The 19,964-nt window shown below is 36.2% G+C and carries 17 protein-coding genes and 1 pseudogene; 11 read left to right on the plus strand and 7 right to left on the minus strand.

What is annotated here, in order from left to right; genetic code table 11:
• Nucleotides 1-280 precede the first annotated feature (280 nt).
• The 7 genes from aroB (at nucleotide 281) to EK417_RS13420 (ending at nucleotide 6,076) form a co-directional block, all read left to right on the plus strand.
• Complete coding sequence (gene aroB, locus EK417_RS13390) at nucleotides 281-1,327, plus strand: 3-dehydroquinate synthase (protein ID WP_136522427.1); 1,047 nt, start codon at nucleotides 281-283, stop codon at nucleotides 1,325-1,327.
• 275 nt (nucleotides 1,328-1,602) lie between these two features.
• On the plus strand, nucleotides 1,603-2,238 hold the full coding sequence (locus tag EK417_RS13395) for a porin family protein (protein WP_076594780.1): 636 nt from the start codon (nucleotides 1,603-1,605) through the stop codon (nucleotides 2,236-2,238).
• 230 nt (nucleotides 2,239-2,468) lie between these two features.
• Nucleotides 2,469-3,089, plus strand: coding sequence for a porin family protein (locus EK417_RS13400; protein WP_110366126.1), 621 nt, complete (start codon nucleotides 2,469-2,471; stop codon nucleotides 3,087-3,089).
• 206 nt (nucleotides 3,090-3,295) lie between these two features.
• Nucleotides 3,296-3,883 carry a porin family protein gene (locus tag EK417_RS13405; RefSeq protein WP_076594782.1) on the plus strand — a complete coding sequence of 196 codons (588 nt, stop codon included), beginning with the start codon at nucleotides 3,296-3,298 and terminating at the stop codon, nucleotides 3,881-3,883.
• Between the two features lie 318 nt (nucleotides 3,884-4,201).
• Entirely contained in the window at nucleotides 4,202-4,525 is a 324-nt protein-coding gene (locus EK417_RS13410) for a hypothetical protein (RefSeq protein WP_136522428.1), read from the plus strand.
• Entirely contained in the window at nucleotides 4,500-4,877 is a 378-nt protein-coding gene (locus tag EK417_RS13415) for a porin family protein (protein WP_136522429.1), read from the plus strand. The genes EK417_RS13410 and EK417_RS13415 overlap by 26 nt, the downstream gene beginning before the upstream one ends.
• A gap of 491 nt (nucleotides 4,878-5,368) precedes the next feature.
• Nucleotides 5,369-6,076 carry a porin family protein gene (locus EK417_RS13420; RefSeq protein WP_076594784.1) on the plus strand — a complete coding sequence of 236 codons (708 nt, stop codon included), beginning with the start codon at nucleotides 5,369-5,371 and terminating at the stop codon, nucleotides 6,074-6,076.
• Nucleotides 6,077-6,168: 92 nt separating this feature from the next.
• On the opposite strand, the gene EK417_RS13425 is transcribed toward EK417_RS13420, so the two are convergent.
• The 7 genes and pseudogenes from EK417_RS13425 to EK417_RS13455 all read right to left on the minus strand — a co-directional run bounded on the left by EK417_RS13425 (nucleotide 6,169) and on the right by EK417_RS13455 (nucleotide 13,645).
• Nucleotides 6,169-7,116, minus strand: coding sequence for a glycerophosphodiester phosphodiesterase family protein (locus EK417_RS13425; protein WP_076594785.1), 948 nt, complete (start codon nucleotides 7,114-7,116; stop codon nucleotides 6,169-6,171).
• A 136-nt stretch (nucleotides 7,117-7,252) separates the two neighbouring features.
• A complete protein-coding gene (gene purF, locus EK417_RS13430) occupies nucleotides 7,253-8,752 on the minus strand; it encodes an amidophosphoribosyltransferase (protein WP_034698287.1) in 1,500 nt (499 codons plus the stop codon).
• Between the two features lie 66 nt (nucleotides 8,753-8,818).
• Nucleotides 8,819-9,178, minus strand: a pseudogene (locus EK417_RS13435) (four helix bundle protein).
• A gap of 35 nt (nucleotides 9,179-9,213) precedes the next feature.
• On the minus strand, nucleotides 9,214-9,936 hold the full coding sequence (gene purC, locus EK417_RS13440; protein WP_034698289.1) for a phosphoribosylaminoimidazolesuccinocarboxamide synthase: 723 nt from the start codon (nucleotides 9,934-9,936) through the stop codon (nucleotides 9,214-9,216).
• 36 nt (nucleotides 9,937-9,972) lie between these two features.
• The gene (locus tag EK417_RS13445) at nucleotides 9,973-10,668 is read right to left on the minus strand and encodes a DUF3307 domain-containing protein (protein ID WP_136522430.1); all 696 of its coding nucleotides are present in this window, start codon (nucleotides 10,666-10,668) and stop codon (nucleotides 9,973-9,975) included.
• A 2-nt stretch (nucleotides 10,669-10,670) separates the two neighbouring features.
• Nucleotides 10,671-11,276 carry a SatD family protein gene (locus tag EK417_RS13450; protein ID WP_136522431.1) on the minus strand — a complete coding sequence of 202 codons (606 nt, stop codon included), beginning with the start codon at nucleotides 11,274-11,276 and terminating at the stop codon, nucleotides 10,671-10,673.
• Between the two features lie 455 nt (nucleotides 11,277-11,731).
• Nucleotides 11,732-13,645 carry an endonuclease gene (locus EK417_RS13455; RefSeq protein WP_136522432.1) on the minus strand — a complete coding sequence of 638 codons (1,914 nt, stop codon included), beginning with the start codon at nucleotides 13,643-13,645 and terminating at the stop codon, nucleotides 11,732-11,734.
• Nucleotides 13,646-13,836: 191 nt separating this feature from the next.
• Here EK417_RS13455 and EK417_RS13460 point away from each other — a divergent pair, with 191 nt between their 5' ends.
• The 4 genes from EK417_RS13460 to EK417_RS13475 all read left to right on the plus strand — a co-directional run bounded on the left by EK417_RS13460 (nucleotide 13,837) and on the right by EK417_RS13475 (nucleotide 19,964).
• Complete coding sequence (locus EK417_RS13460; RefSeq protein WP_076594840.1) at nucleotides 13,837-14,976, plus strand: acyl-CoA dehydrogenase family protein; 1,140 nt, start codon at nucleotides 13,837-13,839, stop codon at nucleotides 14,974-14,976.
• Between the two features lie 21 nt (nucleotides 14,977-14,997).
• Nucleotides 14,998-15,495, plus strand: a complete 498-nt coding sequence (locus tag EK417_RS13465; RefSeq protein ID WP_076594791.1) for a DinB family protein — start codon at nucleotides 14,998-15,000, stop codon at nucleotides 15,493-15,495.
• Between the two features lie 337 nt (nucleotides 15,496-15,832).
• On the plus strand, nucleotides 15,833-18,763 hold the full coding sequence (locus tag EK417_RS13470; protein ID WP_110366121.1) for a reprolysin-like metallopeptidase: 2,931 nt from the start codon (nucleotides 15,833-15,835) through the stop codon (nucleotides 18,761-18,763).
• 487 nt (nucleotides 18,764-19,250) lie between these two features.
• Nucleotides 19,251-19,964, plus strand: coding sequence for a glycohydrolase toxin TNT-related protein (locus EK417_RS13475; RefSeq protein WP_136522433.1), 714 nt, complete (start codon nucleotides 19,251-19,253; stop codon nucleotides 19,962-19,964).

The following is a 19,964-nucleotide window of genomic DNA, read 5'->3' on the forward strand; positions in this document are numbered from 1 at the left end:
CTTGAATTGGATCCTTTATGTTCCGGGCCTTTTTTCCCTCCATCTTTAGAGAAAGGCTTGTTAAAAGGTTTTGATCCTGAAGAATTTCCAGATCTGGAAGCACGAGAATCATCAGAACTTTTCTTGGTTGAAATTCTTGGTCTCTTTGGTCTGTCTGAATTATTATTATCTCTGCTCATTCTAAAAATTTCTGCAAAGATAGTAATTTAGTTACGAGTTAAAAATTAAGAATCATAACTTTGCACTATAGTTTACATTTTAACTTTATATAAAATAGAAGATGATAACAATATTAAACGATAATTTCTCTCAGCTCAACGAGTTTCTTCACGAAAAAACTTTCAGTAAAATTTTCATTCTTGTAGATGAAAACACTCATGAATACTGCCTTCCTGTTCTTTTAGGGAATATGGAAACGGATCTTGCATTTGAAATTTTAGAGATTGAGGCTGGAGAGGAAATGAAAAATATTCAGACAGCCAATCAGCTTTGGGAAATTCTTACAGAAATGCAGGCAGACAGAAAAGCACTGGTTATTAACCTTGGCGGCGGTGTGATTACGGATATGGGAGGATTTGTTGCATCTACTTATAAAAGAGGAATACAGTTTGTCAATATCCCTACTACCCTTTTATCAATGTGTGATGCTTCCATAGGCGGAAAAACCGGGATCGATCTGATGCACTATAAAAATATGGTGGGAACTTTTGCTTTCCCTGAGCAAATCTTTATTTTTCCAAAATTCTTAGAAACACTGCCTTTTAAAGAATTAAGAAGTGGTTTTGCAGAAATGCTGAAACATGGGTTAATTGCTGATAAAAATCATTGGGATAAGCTGATTCAGATCCGCAAACTGGAAGTGGAAACAGTGTTTCCCCATATTCAGACCTCTATGAATATTAAACAGAATGTTGTAGATCAGGATTTCCATGAGCAGAACATCAGAAAAACACTTAATTTCGGGCATACAATAGGACATGCGGTAGAAAGTTTATGTCTTCAGCAGGAAAATCCAATCCTTCACGGTGAAGCTGTGGCTATGGGAATGATTGCTGAAGCTCATCTTGCTTATCTTGAAAACCTTATTTCTGAAGAAGATTCAAAAATAATCATTGAAAACATTCAGAGATACTATCCTTACCTTGATATCAGTGATTTTAAAGATGAAGACATTACGGCTTTATTACTCAATGATAAAAAGAATACAGACCTTAAAATCAACTTTTCCCTGCTTTCAGGAATAGGTTCATGCCACTATGATCATCAGTGCAGCCAGGAAAACATTCTTGAAGCTATTTCTTTTTATAGAAAATTGAATGATGCTTAATAATTTTCACACAACAGTTTCATTTCTTAATACAACTTTTGACAAAATTGTCAATTTAGACAACATCTAAACAAATGTTTATTTAAAAATATAATAAATTGACAATCAATTACATAAAACAAAAACCACTTCAACACTAAGTGGTTTTTTTATTGATTTTAATCATAAAAAATATTTTTGGCAAGCAATTTGAAAGATACTCTGCGTTCAACTGAAAATGCTGAACAGTAGTAAAATTTAAAATTAAGAAAGAGTAAAATTAAAAAATTAAAGTTATGAAAAAGTTAATTTTAGGATTAGCGTTAACTGCAGGAACATTCGCATTCGCTCAACAGACAGGAAATACATCTTCTAATCCGGTAACATTCGGGGTAAAAGGAGGAATGAACGTTTCTTCACTTTCAAAAGACAGTGGTCTTGATGATCAGAAATCTAAAATTGGATTTAACGCAGGTGTGTTTGCCAACATTCCGTTAGCGGCTTCATTCAGCGTTCAGCCGGAGGTTCAGTATTCGCAATATGGTAATAAATCAGATTATACTTTTGCAGGAACAAAATATTCAGCTTCTACCAAACTAGATTATATTACGGTACCGGTAATGTTCCAGTATAACCTGATCCCTGATTTGTATGTTGAGGCAGGACCAGAATTCGGTTTCATGGTAAGTGCTAAAAACAAGTTCAAAAATGAATCTAATGGACAATCAAATACCACTGATAACTACAAAGACAATTTAAATACATTCAACTTTGGTATTGGTCTTGGTGCAGGATATTATTTCACTCCGAACCTTGGACTTACAGCGAGATATGTAGCAGGTTTAACAGATATCGCAAAAAACAGACCTAGTGGTTCTGATGCAGTGAGAAACAACCTATTTCAGGTAGGATTAGCTTATAAATTCAAATAAGCTGCACATTCACTAACAAATTTTATATTCAATAGAAAAGATCAGATTAATTTTTAATCTGGTCTTTTTTTATTTTAAAATAATAATGAGTTGATAAAGCACTGCAAATACATCCCAAATAGATGATTTATACATTCGTTAAAAACATATAAAGTCTTTATACAAGGGAATTGACGGCATATTGTTTGTTGCTTTCCGAGCGTTAAACAACATAAAAAATAAACTAATCTATGAAAAAGATTTTCCTAAGCCTCACACTTATCGCAGGCACTTTTGCATTTGCTCAAAGCACTTCAACTTCTACTGATGCTTCTACTCCATTAACATCTTCTTCAAAAATCAAATTTGGTTTGAAAGCAGGCCTTAATGTTTCCAATCTTTCTAATATGGATATGAATTCAAAAGCTGGATTCTATGGTGGTGCTTTTGTAAACATTCCTGTTTCTAAAGATTTCTCTGTTCAACCGGAAGTATTATATAGTGCTGCGGGAGCAAAGGAGAAAGGCGGCAGTAATGCAAAACTTAATTTAGAATATCTTTCTGTACCTGTAATGTTCCAATATAAAGCAATTCCAAATCTATATGTGGAAGCAGGACCACAATTTAACTTTTTAATTGATGCCAGATTAAAGAAAAGTGCTTCTACCGGTGCTTTAAAAAATGCAACACAATCATTTGATTTTGGAATCGGATTGGGAGCTGGCTACTATTTTACCAAAAACATTGGGATAAATCTGAGATATAACGCAGGCCTGTCTGATATTGTAAAAACAAAATATCAATATGGATATGACAGAGAAGGATCTGTAAAAAATGGGGTATTCCAGGTAGGAGTAAACTACAAATTCTAAGGCTTTATATAGCTTTTCTCAGTAATTTTTTATAATTAAAGTGGAGTCGGATTAAAATTAATCCAGCTTTTTTAATACAATAGAAAAATTATTCTTCAAGAAAACACGGTAAATAGTAAATTCAGAGTACATTTTAACTTTGGCACGCAGTTTGATTCCTAATGAAATGTTAAATAAAACTTAAAAACTATTAAAATATAAAACTTATGAAAAAGATTTTTTTAGGTCTTGCGTTAGTAGCAGGTACTTTCGCTTTCTCTCAGAAGACTTCTACTGCTTCATCTTCTCCAGTTAGATTTGGTGTAAAAGCAGGTCTTAATATCTCTACTATTTCTGATAATGACTTCAACTCTAAAGCTGGATTTTACGGAGGAGTATTTGCTAATATTCCAGTGGCTAAGGACTTCTCTTTCCAACCAGAAGTAATGTATAGCGGAATGGGCGCAAAGTTTAAAGCAGACAGCGATGCTAAAGCAAACCTAGATTATATCTCTGTTCCTTTAATGCTTCAGTACAATGCTCTGCCTAATCTATACCTGGAAGCTGGTCCACAGTTCAGTTTTCTTGTGAATTCAAAATTAAAATATAAATCAAGCTCTACAGATGCCAAAGATGTTTTCAAATCATTTGACTTCGGAATTGGTCTTGGAGCTGGATACTATTTCACCCAAAACATTGGAGTTACGGCAAGATATGTTGCAGGTTTAACAGATGTAGCGAAAAACAGACCAGACCTATCTGAAGACAAAGCTAAAAATGGTGTATTCCAATTTGGTTTAGCTTATAAATTCTAATAAATCAATTTAGCTTTTAAAGCAAACCACTAATCAATACAAGCCGGATTTAATATAATCCGGCTTTTTTATTGGTCTTAATATTTTTGGCAAGAAATTTGCCTGTAAATTAACTGATTGTACTCTATCCCGGAAATTCCCAATTTATGGTTCATGTTTTCATAATGAGTATACTTTGATCCAGTTGATATTCAACTGAATATCAAAATCAAATCTAACTATTACCATTAAACTTTAACGTGAATTATGCCAGCCAGAATGGCAATTAGAGTATACAACAGAATACTGAAGATATTTTGTTTATCAAAAAGATACATTTTGATTTCAATAGAAAAAGTCAGGTTAATTAGTTTAAGCCTGACTTTTTCGCTTATTATTTTATCAATTTCTCATTTTATAGCAGGTATTTTGTTGCCGGGAAGGAAATTAAACTTCAATCATGATTTTTTTGCAGTACTAGCAATTATGGTTGGCCTCTCTGCCAATGCACAGGAAAAACAACAGGCAAAATCTTCTCCTGTCTCTTTTGGTGTCAAAACAGGCTTTAATGGTTCTACACTTACCAGAGGAGATGGTTATGAGTATGATAATAATGAAAGTGGGTTTTCACGCCTGAGTGTTTGCGAATATTCCTGTTTCTGATAAATTCAGCATCCAGCCGAAACTAATTTTCAGCCAGCAGGGATCAAAAACAGAGTACAATTACAGAACAAGTTCAGGAAAATACAGAATAACACAACACTATGATTACAGTACGACATTAAATTACCTATCTCTTCCTGTAATGGTTCAATATAATATTCTTCCTAAGCTTTATGTAGAAGCAGGACCTGAATTAGGATATCTGCCGGGAGGAAGAACAAAACGAGATTTAACAACTATTGAGACTACCCGAAATTCAGTTACAGTTGATCGTACGGAACATATTTCAAAGAATATTTCAACAGGGCTTTTTAAGCGTTTTAATATGGGATTAGGCATTGGTGCCGGATAATATTTTACTGAAAACTTTGGCATAACGGCAAGATTTACGGCTGGTCTTAGTGAAGTTTACAGATACAACGACGGTGATAAAGTACGAAATAATGCAATTCAGGCTGGAGTTGCAAATCGATTTAAATAGAGATATTTATTATTTTCAAAACGGATGCCGGGCTTTAAGAGTCCGGTATTTTTATTTCTATTCTTAAAAAGAACCCGGAACTTCTATTAATTCGTGAAAAATCCAATTCCAGTTCATTTTTTTTATTATTTCAATTATCAATAATAAAGTGCAATGAGCATTCAACTATTTTCACAAAACATTCATTATACAAAATATTTATTCATCAAAAAGGGATAAATGGTTTAAAATAAACTTTTCAAAAAACACCTGAAAATCCCTTTAAACAGGCACTCTTCGACTTTGGCAAGCAATTTGCAAAATAATTCGGGTCTGATTGAGAGATATCCGACACACAAATAGTAAAATTAAAAAATAAAATTATGAAGAAGTTATTTTTAGGATTAGCATTAACTGCTGGTACACTAGCTTTCGCTCAGGAAACAGAAACTAAAACAGTTAATGCATCACCACTAAAAAAAGATGTACAACCCGTTAGATTCGGAATTAAGGCTGGAGGAAACTCAGCATATTTCAGCCAGCAAAAGTTTGGAATCAACACTCAGCAACTAGGTTTCCATGCCGGTGCATTTGTTAATATTCCACTTTCAAAACAATTCAGCTTACAGCCTGAGGTATTATACAACCAAATGGGGGCAAAAGATGTAATCTCATCTACAGAAACTGACAATGGAGTTACGAATGTAAAAACCAAAGTACAGGGCAGAGTAAAAATGGATTATATTTCTGTTCCTTTAATGGTTCAGATGAGACCTACTGACAAGTTCTATATTGAGGCAGGACCTGAATTCAGTTATTTCATCAACGGAAAAACTAAAGGAGAAACAAGTGTAGCAAGTACTACAGGAGGTGTTACTACAACCACTACAAGTTCTAATACCCAAGATATCGACAAAGATCAGATCAATAAATTCAATTTCGGATTGGGTCTTGGTTTAGGATATGATATCACATCCAACATCGGTATCAGTGCAAGATATGTAAATAGCTTGACAAAAATTGATAAAAGCAGACCAGCAGCTGAAAACAACAACAGAGTGTTTCAGTTAGGCCTGAACTATAAATTCTAATTTAGAACCAGTTTTTTAACCGAAGTGCATTAACCCTGCACGCATAAAATAGCCGGAAGATTTTCTTCCGGCTATTTATATTGCAATAAGTTTTATTCGAATATTCCCGGATCATCGCTGATGATACCGTCTATTCCCATCTCTTTTAATTCCTTTAATCTTTCTTTTGTATTGACGGTCCATGGGATTACTTTCATGCCCAATGAATGGCATTCCTGTACTAATTGAGGGGTCACAAGACTATGTTCAGGACTGTAAATAGTAGGAGTAAAGCTCAGGAACTTCATATCTCCGGCTACTCCATTCAGGTGATGGGGATACAGGTTGAACTTTTCTACCGGAATATTTCTAAAATAAGCCTGCTGCTGAGCCAGCTTTTTATCATCTACCTTTTCCACGAGTAAAGCAGTCATTATTTTAGGATATTCTTTATGAAGGATTTCCAGCGTTCTCGGGTCAAAAGACTGGATGATCACTCTGTCCTGTATCTTTTTTTCTACAATAATCTTCATCATCAGATCCACAAATTCTTTTGGTTCCGGATGAAGAATGTTATCAGAAAAAGGACGTGTCTTTGTTTCTACATTGTAAAAAGGCAGTGGTCTTTTCAATTCACGGGCATAGGTTTCGCAAGTGTCTATTACATCTGAAAAAAGAGGTTTCTGAGCTTTCATTTTCTTTTGATCAGGATAGTTATTCAATTTTTTCAATCCCACATCAAAGGTTTTGATCTTTGCGTAAGGCATTTCATAAATTTTGTAATAAAAACCTGAATCTTTGGGAATGTAAGCTCCATCCGGCTTTGTAACCAGTTCCGGTGAGAGAAAAGCGTCATGAGAAAGAATGACTTTTTTGTCCTTCGTTATGGCCAGATCCATTTCCAGGGTTGTCACATTCATTTTCAGAGCATTTTTCATAGCCGGGATTGTATTTTCAGGGTAAAGGGATTTCCCTCCTCGGTGTGCCTGATTATCGAAAGTCTGTGAAGAATAAAGGTGGGCAAATACCAGAAAAATACCCGTAAAAAGTGCGTGTTTCATATCCTGAAGTTTTAATTTGACAAAATTAAAGCTCCATTGTATCCTGAATAATACAGGAATATTAATCTTTTGCTACATTTATAAAGTAAAAGAACCAGGCTGTACACCCGGTTCTTTTAGTATTTTAATAAAGAGATTAGTTGAATAAATCCACCTCTTCTCCTTTTCCTACAGGATATTCCTCTGTAAAGCACCCGAAGCAGTGGTTGGCTGATCCTAAAATGTCTTTCAGATTGTCTATGCTTAAAAACTCTAAGGAATCTACTCCCAGATAATTCTTAAGTTCTTCCGTAGTCATATTCGCTGAGATAAGATCATCTTTAGACGGAGTATCAATTCCCAGATAACATGGAGCAATAATTGGAGGAGAAACACTTCTGAAGTGGATCTCTTTTACGCCTGCATCTTTTAAAATTTTAACCAGTCTTTTCGATGTTGTTCCACGAACGATAGAGTCATCAATAATGACTACTCTCTTATCTTTCATCTCAGAAATGATCGGGTTCAGCTTAAGGTTTACTACCCTTTCTCTCATTTCCTGTGTAGGAACGATGAAACTTCTTCCGATATATCTGTTTTTGATCAAAACAGGGCGGAAAGGTATTCCTGAAGCCTTTGAGAAACCAATAGCAGCCGGAACTCCGGAATCCGGAACTCCAATCACCAGATCAGCTTCTACAGGAGCCTGTTCCCAGATTTTCTCTCCGGATTTTTCTCTGATCTCGTATACATTGATGTTTTCTAAAGTAGAGTCAGGTCTTGCGAAATAAATATATTCGAAAGAACAGATTCTCTGCTTACCTTTCGCTTCATCCATCATATAAGAATGAAGCTTTCCAGGTTCGTTTTCATTGGTATAAATGATCTCGCCCGGAAGAATATCACGTACATACTGAGCGCCTACAGCATCTAAAGCTACAGATTCTGAAGCCACTACATAGGATTTTTCATCAATAGCTCCCAACACTAACGGACGGATACCATTGAAGTCTCTGAATGCAAAGAATTTATTCCTGGTCATCCCAACTACGGAATAAGCACCTTCAATCTTTTCCATGGTTGCTTTGATCGCTCCACGAAGACCTAAATCAAGGTTTTTCTGGATCAGTCTCAGGATGACTTCAGAATCGGAAGTCGCTCTGAAAACTACGCCTTCTGCTTCTAATTCTGCTTTTAATTCTTTGGCATTGGTAAGGTTACCGTTGTGTGCTATGGAAAGTATAATCTGGTCATATTCGTTTTTCGCGAAAAATGGCTGGAAGTTATATTTCTTTTTATCTCCTGCAGTGGTATAACGGGTATGGCCAATTGCAGAATTTCCCATAAAAGTTTCAGGTTCCTGAATTTCTTTATAAACATCCAAAACCAGTCCTTCGTCTTTCATGTTTGTGATTCTTCCATCCTTTAAAACGGAAATACCACAAGCTTCCTGACCTCTGTGCTGTAATGCAAAAAGACCAAACTGTGAAAGGGAGAAAGTATCCAGATCATTATCCGAATACATTCCGAAGATCCCACACTCTTCATTAGGAGCATCCAGTCTTTCCTCTTCCTGAGTTCTGAAAAGATTCCTTCCGTAAGTCTGGGTTTCAAACTGTTTTAAATATTCACTTTTATGAATGTCTAAACTTTTCATTTCTATTTTTTCTAATGATTAGAAGTTAGATATTAGATGTTAGAAATTAGTCTAAGTTAACTTCAATTATAATTTTAAACTTGCTTTTAATGAATAAATCATTTTTTGAATTTCAGCTAAAAGTTCCTTTAAAGGAGCTATTTTCATTTCAGATATAAAATTTAAATCAATCAGTAACTGAAGTTGAGTTTGCAGCTAGTAAGTAGAACCAAACGCAATTCCAAGGAACTGATAAAATTCATTTTTATTATTTCTTCCGGCTCCCTCTGCAATATTAGATGGTATTGAAACTACACATCTTCTGATTTGAGATTGTAGTCCGAATTTTTCCTCCATGGGTAATTCAGCAGAAATCAAATAAACTTCTTTCACCAAAGCCATTGATTTTGTCCAAACCTTCAAATCTTCTATCCGGTGTGATTTCATACTAATTTCTAATATCTAACTTCTAATTTCTGAAATTATTTTGCAAGTAAGTTCTTCAATCGGTTGTAGATTTCAACATAAGCCTCAGTAACTTCTCCCAAGTCTCTTCTGAATCTGTCTTTGTCTAATTTCTTCATGGTATCTTTATCCCAAAGTCTGCAGGTATCAGGAGAGATTTCGTCTGCTAAGATGATTTCACCGTCTGAAGTTTTACCTAATTCGATTTTGAAATCTACCAGAATGATATTGATTTTGTCGAACAGGTCGATAAGGATGTCATTGATATCTGAAGATAGCTCATACATCTCGTCAAGCTCTTCATAAGTAGCTGCTCCTAAGAAAACGGCATGGTGGTCATTGATAAGCGGATCTCCCAATTCATCTTTTTTATAGCAGATATCGAAGATCGTTACCGGAGATTTAATTCCTTCTTCCACTCCTAATCTTTGTGCCATACTTCCTGCAGAGTAGTTTCTTACTACCATTTCCAGAGGAATGATAGAAACCTTTCTTACCAGCTGCTCTCTTTCGTCTAATTTTTGGATGAAATGAGTTTTGATCCCTTTTTCATTTAAATATTCAAAAATAAGAGTTGTGATCGCGTTGTTCATTTCCCCTTTAAGATCTACCTGACCTCTTTTTTGAGCATTAAATGCTGTAGCATCGTCTTTGAAACGTACTACTACTTCATCAGGATTATCGGTTGCAAATACTTGTTTTGCTTTCCCCTCGTACAACATTTCTTTCTTTTGACTCATAATTTTACTTTCTAAATTGTAGTTAGATTTATTGATTTATTTTATTATTATTCCTGTTAAGACAGCCAGTCCGAAGCTCAGCAGCGTACCAATTAATACATATTCTGTAAGCTTTCTCTGTTTTGCCTGTGCAAGGTCGCTGAATCTGAAAACAGATTTGGCAGCCACCATGAAACCTACGCCTTCCCAGTGATTCACCATGATAAAAGTGAAAACCAGCAGACGTTCTAAAATTCCGATATATTTTCCGGCACTTGATAAAGATTCGGTTTGAATAGTATTGGGGCCATCCGGAGCAGGTGTCCAGGATGACAATAAGATTTTGATAAAAATAGAAGCAGGTGTTGTAAGAAACAATGCGGCCATGATTATCTTTAAAAATTCCTGATTCTGTAAAAAATAAAAGCTGAATTCCCGGAAATAAAAAGAAACTCCTGTAATCACCAGAACATGCAGCAGCTGATCAATGAAAAACCATCTTTTCTTAGTCTTTACATTCTGGAAAGTAAGCTTCGCTGCATCAATAATAAAGTGAGTGATTCCCACCAATACAGCAACCCACCAAAGCTGAAGATCCCATAGAAAAACAAGACTTAAAATAATGTGAATCAGAACATGAATGTATAAAAACCTGCTTTTCAGTTTAGAGTTCTCCTTATCTGCAACCCATGAATTTGGCTGAAGTATAAAATCTCCGAGTAGATGTGCCAATATGAGTTTGATAAAGATCATACCTATAATTCTGAAATTTTCTTTCTGAAATACTGATTGGTTTCCACGATGAGCTCATAGTTGGCTCGTTTCAGCCTCTGGCTTACAGAAGACTGTGAAATAGCAAATCTTTTGGCAAGATCTTCCTGAGTAATATCCTGATTCATGATCATTTCATGAATGATCTCCGCTGTAGCCATGGTCCAGTTATCAAAATCCTTGGACGACCATTTCAACAGGATATTAAGATCCCTGTCTACAGGATCAGTGGATGTTTTAATAGCAACAGTATGACCGTCATTTTTAAGATCATTAAGCAATCTCCCGGAATTCACGTAAGCTGTACCGTTGGATTCAGTGATTTTCTCAGAAGAGAAACTTTCCTCACCAATACCTATAGCCATTCTTACATCCAGATTTTCGACACTTTTAATAAGAGATTTTATGGCTAGAAAACGCCAGAAAACGTCATCAATATTGCACTTGAACTGAAACTCATCCCCTCTGTAGATTTCCCATGTGTGAGGAGCGCTTCCCCATTTTTCGAGAAGATGTTTAAGCCTGGTAATCCAAACTTCAGTGTCTGCATGCTGTGAATTTATAATATCACCGGTAATAACCGCTATCATACTGCAAATATAAGCATAATTACTTATATATAAAAAATATAAGCAGAAACACTTATAGATATTCATTATTAGCGAATCAGCTTATATCAATGATGCAGTAAATATAATGGTTTTAAGGATTTATATTCCATTGTTAAATCAGAAAAAATCAAAATACGGATTAAAATTTTATGATCAGACTAAGTTTAACTCCCCATTTTACATTATTTTGAAGAGAGAAGCTATTCCTGCTATCCGCTCATACTCCTCGCGCCCTCCTTTCCTCGAAGCTTGCTGTGGGCTAACCGCTTCTATCAGGGCTAGAATAATTATTGAGCGTAAAGTGAAACAATATCTTGAATCATTTCTACATCATATAAAAATAAACCTAACAGGTTTTAAAAACCTGTTAGGTTTAGCTCGTTAAATCTTCGTAAAAATAACCTTGACTAAAGCCTGTCAAGGTCAAGGTAAGATTATTTTTTAATAAACTGATGCGCTTTTTCATCAAGCTTCAGGAAATAGATCCCAGTAGGAATTCCCTGTACGGAAATACTTTTCTTATTTCTGAAAGGATATTTTTCAGTGTAGATCACTTTTCCGGAAAGATCTATGATCTGGGCTGTTTTTACTTTCTCTGTTTCTCCGTTTACATAAAGATGATCATCAACCGGATTCGGGTATATTATAAATTCTTTATTGTCAGCGATCAGCTCTGTGGCAGATAATGTTCCCCCCAGATTCTGGCAGTAGTTGGACGGGTAAGAATCCCACTCTCCTATACTGAATGTACTGGTTGGCTGGTTGATGGTAGTCTTTCTGTATAAAGATACATTTCCGTTATTATTGGTTGTGAATTTTGTCCCAATAGCATCTACCGTCACGGTTTTGTTATAAGCAAGTTCTACGTAGTTCCCTCCGGCATACATCATAGGATCAGAAGCTGTAGCAAACTTTGCCTGCCCGGTTGTATAACATGACAAAGTACCTTTTGGATTCAAAATAACAAATGTTTCATTATTTCCTACTTTACCTTCCAGCTCATAGGTATCTCCACTATAATAAGCTCCAGAACTGCTATTTCTGAACTGAATATTGATTCTGTAATTATTTAAATTCACCTCATGCCCTGTTTTATTGACAATTTCCAGAGCATTATTCTTTATAAATTCCGTATTCGTTCCGGATATATATTTTGTAATCATAAGATCCGGAGCGTAAGAATCCGAAGCAGTCGTTGAAGCTGTCAATGTATTGCTGAACGGGGATTCCAGATAGGCTTTATCAAAAGCTTTCACTGTAAAGGTATAAGTAGTTGAAGGACTCAGATGATCTATACTGACCGAAGTCCCTTTTGTAACCGCAACAGGTGTCGTTGATCCGTTCATATAAACCCTGTACCCTAAAACATCACTATCAGGAGAGGCTGTCCAGCTCAGATTCACAAAATAAGCATTCTGCTGGGTTGAAACCAGTGATCCCGGAGCTGCAGGAGCAATATTGTCGGGGTTTTCGGACCAGATCATATCAATCCATTCAGGATGGTCAATAAATGGATTTCTGTTTTTTTGTATGGCATAAACGGCGTTGTTCCGGTCAGTTTCTCTTTGTGAAACCGGGTCTGCTGTATTCCATTGTTTCAGCATAGCAATATAAGCCAGATCAACCGCTCTTTCTTCTGTTCCGTCTAACGGACACTGATCTGTAGCAGGAGTAAGATTAGCGGAAGTAGTATAAGCTGTATTGAATGAGCCTAATTTTCCTTCATACCGTACAGCAAAATATAATAATGACCTCGCGATATCACCTTTAAATTCATTAATAGGTTCATACACTCTTCCGGTATAAGGATAATTGGGAATAGCTGCATTCGATACCCTCGACGTGTTGGAAAAAATATAATGATTCGTATTATTTCCTATCCCATAAGGATAATTACTTCTCCGCTGATTGATAAAGCCATCAACAGGAATAATAAAATTCAGATCCGAATACATAGGATAATCGCTGATGGATGAGCTTGTACTGAATGTACTTTGCGGCATCATATGCTCCCGGTTATACCCTTGACCTTCCGCACCTACACCTGCTGCCATCTGATCTACAGTGTACTCATAGGAATCAGGTCCAGAAGGGATTTCAGAATAAATATCCAGCAAATATTGAGTATTGGAAACATCATGATCATAATATATATCCAGATCAGTCTGCCCATATAACATTTTAAGGTCGTCATAATGCCAGTTGATCATTCTTTCCGAAATAATATCGTGGAGTTTTGATTTCAGTGCATATCCCGTCAGCCCGATGGTTCCGTCATAATATCCGGCAGGAGCCTGCGCGCAAATATATGAGGAAATTAAAATGATAGGAAGTAGAATTTTTTTCATACCTTAAAAATTGGGAAACTAAATTAGTGAAATAAAAAACGCAAATGACTGAATATTTTATTAAGAAAGTATTAATTATCTAAATATAAAATTTTGATAATTAAAGGGATTGCCCTTTACATAGTATGAATGAAATAATTTATTTTAGCATTCCATCAATTTGGTTATCTTTGGGAATTAACTATTATTATATGAATACAGAGACTCTTGACAACATCAAAATGATAGCGGAAACAGCTAGAGAATTCGCAGAAAAGAACATCAGACCCAATATTATGGAATGGGATGAAAGCCAAACATTTCCAAAAGACTTATTCCACCAATTAGGTGAAATGGGTTTTATGGGAATTGTAATTCCTGAACAATATGGAGGTTCTGGCTTAGGTTATCATGAGTATGTTACTATTCTGGACGAAATTTCTCAGGTTGACCCTTCTATTGGTCTTTCTGTAGCTGCACACAACTCACTTTGCACCAACCATATTTATGAATTTGGAAATGAAGAACAGAGACACAAATGGCTTCCTCAGTTAGCTTCCGGAAAAGTAATCGGAGCTTGGGGGCTTACTGAACACAATACAGGTTCAGATTCAGGAGGTATGTCTACTACCGCTGTAAAAGATGGTGATGAGTGGATCATCAACGGAGCTAAAAACTTTATCACCCACGCTATTTCAGGAGATATTGCCGTGGTAATGACAAGAACAGGAGAAATAGGAGCTAAAAATAACTCTACAGCTTTTGTTTTGGAAAAAGGAATGCCTGGTTTTACTTCCGGAAAAAAAGAAAATAAATTAGGAATGCGTGCTTCCGAAACAGCAGAATTAATTTTTGATAACGTACGTGTACCGGATTCTCACCGTTTAGGCGAAGTAGGTGAAGGATTCAAGCAGGCTATGAAAGTTCTGGATGGCGGTAGAATCTCTATTGCTGCATTAAGTTTAGGTACTGCAAGAGGAGCTTACAAAGCAGCTTTAAAATACGCAAAAGAAAGACATCAGTTCGGGAAACCTATTGCAGATTTCCAGGCGATCAACTTTATGTTAGCAGATATGGCAACAGAAATTGATGCTGCTGAACTTCTTATTCAAAGAGCATCTACTCTTAAGAACGCAAAACAAAAAATGACAAAAGAAGGAGCTATGGCAAAACTATATGCTTCTGAAGCTTGCGTTAGAATTTCAAACAATGCGGTTCAGATCTTCGGAGGATACGGATATACAAAAGACTTCCCTGCTGAAAAATTCTATAGAGACTCTAAGCTTTGTACTATAGGTGAAGGGACTTCTGAGATCCAGAGACTGGTAATCGGAAGAGATATCACAAAATAACATTTTAAAATCCCAATACAAATGATTAAACAGGCACTTTTAGGTGAATTTCTGCATGAAGCTGAAAACACCAGAAAAATTTTACAGGCAATTCCCGACAGCGCACTGGATTGGAAACCGTCCGAAAAAAACTGGACCACAGGCCAGCTTGCGTCTCATATTGCTGAAGTATACAATTGGTATGAATCCACTTTCAATAAGGATATTTTTGATATGGGTACGTACAGGTATGACAAAGGAGACATTTCCAAATCGGAAAATATCCTTGCAAAATTTGAAGAAAATGTTGCCAACGCACAGAAAGTTCTTGAAAACTCTGATGAAAGCACTTATTTCAATGAGTGGAAAATGGAAATGGACGGAAATGTACTTTTCCCTCCTATGCCAAAAGTTCAGGTGATAAGAGCTTTTCTTTACAATCATTTGTACCATCACAGAGGTGAGCTGGTTGTTTATTTAAGATCAACCGGAAATAAAGTTCCCGGACTTTATGGCCCTACTGCTGATGATAATATGTAAGTAAGAATTATATTAATATACTAAGCTGTTTCATTTAGAAACAGCTTTTTTTATGGACCAATACAGTAAACTTGATTTATCATCGTTATTTATATAGTATTAAATAATTCACAGATTATATTGTCTCAATTTAATAAATAAACAATATTTTATTTTTTTCAAATTAAAATACATTTCATCAATTTCAATTTTCTTTTATTAATGAGCTTTTTCAATTATATAAAATGCATCACATAATATATTACACGAAAAGTCCAAATGTTTCTTAAAAAAATTCGTTTTTCGTAATATATTTTTTATTACATTTGATATTCCACAATCAAATTTAATATTTAATATGAAAAAACAATTAACGCTGATTGGAATGCTCCTTATTTCGGGTATTTCTTTCGCACAGACTGACCGTCTTTGGTCTGAAGGTTCAAAAAAAACTTCATCAGAGATTTTTGAAAACAAAACCAGCATCAGCAATCCTAAGGTATACAACCTGGATATCAACGGATTGAAAAACATCCTGGCAAAAGCTCCCAAAAGACTGGCTGCAGGCGAAAAATCAGAACTCATTATCTCTTTTCCGAATTCTGAAGGCAGAATGGAAAATTTTAAAGTGAGGGAGAATTCCAATTTTGCCCCTGAGCTGGCAGCAAAATATCCGGATATCAAATCCTATGTAGGACAAGGTCTGGATGATCCTAATTCCACAGTCTATTTCAGTGTTTCCCCACTAGGGCTGTCTTCTATGGAAATTTATGGTGATAAATCAGCTGTTTTCATCGAACCTTACACCAAAGATCTTTCTTCTTATGTAGTATACAGAAAGTCTGACAAAAAAGATGATCTTAATAAGTTTGAATGTACCGTGGTGGATGCCGCACAGAAAGGAGTTTCCAATTCCGCTCTTGCAGCAAGGCCTAATGCTGATGATGCCAAACTGAGAACATTCAGACTCGCACTGTCCTGCACAGGAGAATATACCACTTATTTCGGAGGAACAAAAGCTCAGGCTTTAGCTGCAATGAATACCACCATGACCCGTGTAAATGGTGTATTTGAAAAAGACTTCGCAGCAAGAATGGTTCTTATCGCCAACAATGATGCTGTCATCTACACCAATGCTTCTACAGACCCTTATTCCGCAGCTTCAGGAATGAGCAGCTGGAATTCTCAGCTGCAAAGCACTTTAACATCTGTAATTGGGGAGGCTAATTATGACATCGGTCACTTATTCGGAGCTTCAGGAGGTGGAGGAAATGCCGGCTGTATCGGCTGTATTTGTACAAATGGTTCAAAAGGAAGCGGATACACTTCTCCGGCAGATGCCATTCCTTCAGGAGACAATTTCGATATCGACTACGTGGCTCACGAAATGGGACATCAATTTGGTGGAAACCACACATTCTCTATGAACAATGAAGGAACAGGTGCCAATATGGAACCGGGCTCAGGATCAACAATTATGGGATATGCAGGAATTACCAGCCAGGATATTCAACCGCATTCCGATGCATTTTTCCATGCAATAAGTATCCAGCAGATCACCAATAATATTAAAGCTAAAACCTGCTCTGTTAATACCAACACCGGAAATACAATTCCTACAGCTAATGCAGGATTGGATTATACCATTCCAAAAGGAACTCCATTCGTACTGACAGGAACAGGAACGGATGCAGACGGAGATTCTTTAACCTATATCTGGGAACAAATGGACAATGCTTCTTCTTCCCAAACTGGAGCAAGTTCAGCCGCAAGCGCTACAAAAGCTTCAGGACCAAACTTCAGATCATGGACTCCAACCACTTCTCCGGCAAGATATTTCCCGAGAATGGCTTCAGTTCTGGCAGGAGCAACCACTACTGCAGGTTCTGAAATCACTGTAGAGGCGCTTTCTTCCGTTGCCAGAACATTAAACTTCAGATTTACCGTTCGCGATAACAAAGCAGGAGGCTCAGGAAATAATTCCGATGATGCTGTTATCACTGTTAACGGAACTGCAGGACCATTCAATATCACTTCACAGAATTCTGCAACAACCTACGCTGGAGGAAGTTCTCAAACAGTAACATGGAATGTGGCAGGAACTACAGCCAACGGAGTAAACACAGCCAATGTTGATATCCTTTGGTCAACAGACAATGGAAATACATGGACTACCCTATTGGCAGGAACTCCAAATGATGGTTCACAGGCAGTAACCATTCCTAATGCCAATACAACAACAGGAAGAATTATGGTAAAAGGATCAAACCATATTTTCTTTGATGTTAACAATGCTAACATCTCTGTAAATGCAGGTTCCGGAACTCCTGACACTGTTGCACCTACAGCTCCTACCCTTGCTGCCTCAGGAACTACTGCTACCACAACAAATCTTTCATGGTCAGGGGCTACAGATAACGTAGGAGTTACAGGATATGACGTTTACCAGGGAGCTTCACTAATTGGTTCTACAGCTTCTACTACGTATACTGTAACAGGACTTACTCCTGCTACTACATATTCTTTCTCTGTTAAAGCAAAAGATGCAGCAGGAAACGCTTCTGTTTCCAGCAACACCGTAAGTGTTACAACTCTTTCAGGCGGAACTGTTACTTATTGTTCTTCTTCAGCATCGAATACTGCGGATGAAAGAATTGGAAATGTAAAATTCGGTTCTATTAACAATACATCTACAGGAACTGCAGGTTACGAAAACTTCACTTCAGTTTCTACCAATGTTACCAGAGGAAACGCTTATACAATTTCAATTACTCCGGTGTGGACTTCTACAAAATATAGCGAAGCCTACGCAGTGTATATAGATTACAACGGAGATGGTGACTTCACAGACAGCGGCGAACTGGCATGGACAAAAGCAGGTTCTACAACCAGCCCGGTTACCGGATCTATCACCATTCCATCTACAGCTACGGTTGGGTCTACAAGAATGAGAGTAATGATGAAATACAGCTCAATCCCTACTTCTTCTTGTGAAGCCTTTACTTACGGACAGGTAGAAGACTATACTCTTAATATTGTTTCTTCAGGAAAAGGAGATCTTCAGAATACAAAAGATCTGATCACAGATGTGAAGCTTTACCCAAACCCTGTGAGAGATATACTTAATATTTCCAATACAACTTCAGAAGATTATAAGATCTTCGATATGGGTGGAAAACTAATTGACTCAGGAAAGCTTCAAAGAGGTTCTGTAAACGTAAGCAATCTTATTAAAGGTGCTTATATGATTCAAATTGGAGAATCTTCTAAGAGATTTATTAAAAATTAGTAACTAATAAACTTTTTAAAATTAAACGATGTGAAAAACCGTTCTGCACAGAACGGTTTTTCTTTATTTAAAGTTTTATATAAAATTTTCAAAAACCTCTTTATTAATAAAATTAATTTCAAAATAATAATTTATTTTAGAGAAAATAACTAGTATTTAAGTTTTTTGATTTAAATTTATCGCATAACAATATTTTATTGTACCGTTTGCCCAGATTGTATTTAAGGGAGCTCCAGATCGTTTTTTAACGTCTGATGCTGTTGCTTCTTTTGAGTTTATTTTGGCGTACATCGGTATTTCAATAATTTACGGTCAAAAATCACATTATTAATCCAGATTCCAGTCCTTAAAACTCCTGCTAAAGACCGGAAAAACATCAGCAATACTCATTTCAGTATTTTACTTAAGATGTTTATCGGGAAAAAGATGTTTCAAAAAGGTACCCTTCAAATACCCTTATAATTTTAAAACAATTTAAAATTTTTATATGAAACATTTATTTAAGTACCTCTTTTTTTTAGCTATTACTTCGTTCTCGGTTGCCTGTAATTCAGACAGAGATGATGAACCAGACACCAATCCTGATGTCGTCACTGTATTTTATAAAAATGCGGATGAACTGGCTGTAACTTATGACGCTAATAATTCGGTAAGTCAAGCAGTCAGAAATCAAGCTTATGACTTATACAAAAGGGGAAAATGGAGTGAATTGGAATCCCTTTTTAAGGCTAATAATTTAAATGGAGGCTGGCCGCCTGCCAACGGAGGTTACAATATCGTTGATGATGTTCCTTTACAGGTTGGACAAAAGTTCGACAGATACAGCGGAGCTGTCGGCAGTTATAACGGAACCGGAGTTCCGACACTGGGAGGAAGTTTCACCAGTCCTATCATTAACGGATACACATATACCTTTACACAAAGAGCTTTAAATCAGCCTGAAGACAAGTACGATTTTTATTATGAAATTGATGTTTTGAATAATTCCATGCAGTTTAAAACACAGACAGCAGACATTATTCCTTGGTTCAGCCAGGCAGGAAAAGGAAAACAAACTATGTGGAAAATCCCAATTGATATCAATACAGGATACCAGAAAACATGGAATAAGCTGGCAGAAGAAGGTTATATTAAAATTACCATTAAAAAAAGTCCCAGCGGAAAATATCCTAACTTAGTAGGCGCGGTTATCCAGCCATAA

The sequence above is a fragment of the Chryseobacterium candidae genome, from assembly GCF_004916905.1.
In the GTDB taxonomy this organism is placed as follows: Bacteria; Bacteroidota; Bacteroidia; order Flavobacteriales; family Weeksellaceae; genus Chryseobacterium; species Chryseobacterium candidae.

Coding starts and splice junctions, on each gene's coding strand:
- aroB (WP_136522427.1), top strand. CDS start 281: ATGATAACAATATTAAACGATAATTTCTCTCAGCTCAACGAGTTTCTT.
- EK417_RS13395 (WP_076594780.1), top strand. CDS start 1,603: ATGAAAAAGTTAATTTTAGGATTAGCGTTAACTGCAGGAACATTCGCA.
- EK417_RS13400 (WP_110366126.1), top strand. CDS start 2,469: ATGAAAAAGATTTTCCTAAGCCTCACACTTATCGCAGGCACTTTTGCA.
- EK417_RS13405 (WP_076594782.1), top strand. CDS start 3,296: ATGAAAAAGATTTTTTTAGGTCTTGCGTTAGTAGCAGGTACTTTCGCT.
- EK417_RS13420 (WP_076594784.1), top strand. CDS start 5,369: ATGAAGAAGTTATTTTTAGGATTAGCATTAACTGCTGGTACACTAGCT.
- EK417_RS13425 (WP_076594785.1), bottom strand. CDS start 7,116: ATGAAACACGCACTTTTTACGGGTATTTTTCTGGTATTTGCCCACCTT.
- purF (WP_034698287.1), bottom strand. CDS start 8,752: ATGAAAAGTTTAGACATTCATAAAAGTGAATATTTAAAACAGTTTGAA.
- purC (WP_034698289.1), bottom strand. CDS start 9,936: ATGAGTCAAAAGAAAGAAATGTTGTACGAGGGGAAAGCAAAACAAGTA.
- EK417_RS13445 (WP_136522430.1), bottom strand. CDS start 10,668: ATGATCTTTATCAAACTCATATTGGCACATCTACTCGGAGATTTTATA.
- EK417_RS13450 (WP_136522431.1), bottom strand. CDS start 11,276: ATGATAGCGGTTATTACCGGTGATATTATAAATTCACAGCATGCAGAC.
- EK417_RS13455 (WP_136522432.1), bottom strand. CDS start 13,645: ATGAAAAAAATTCTACTTCCTATCATTTTAATTTCCTCATATATTTGC.
- EK417_RS13460 (WP_076594840.1), top strand. CDS start 13,837: ATGAATACAGAGACTCTTGACAACATCAAAATGATAGCGGAAACAGCT.
- EK417_RS13465 (WP_076594791.1), top strand. CDS start 14,998: ATGATTAAACAGGCACTTTTAGGTGAATTTCTGCATGAAGCTGAAAAC.
- EK417_RS13470 (WP_110366121.1), top strand. CDS start 15,833: ATGAAAAAACAATTAACGCTGATTGGAATGCTCCTTATTTCGGGTATT.
- EK417_RS13475 (WP_136522433.1), top strand. CDS start 19,251: ATGAAACATTTATTTAAGTACCTCTTTTTTTTAGCTATTACTTCGTTC.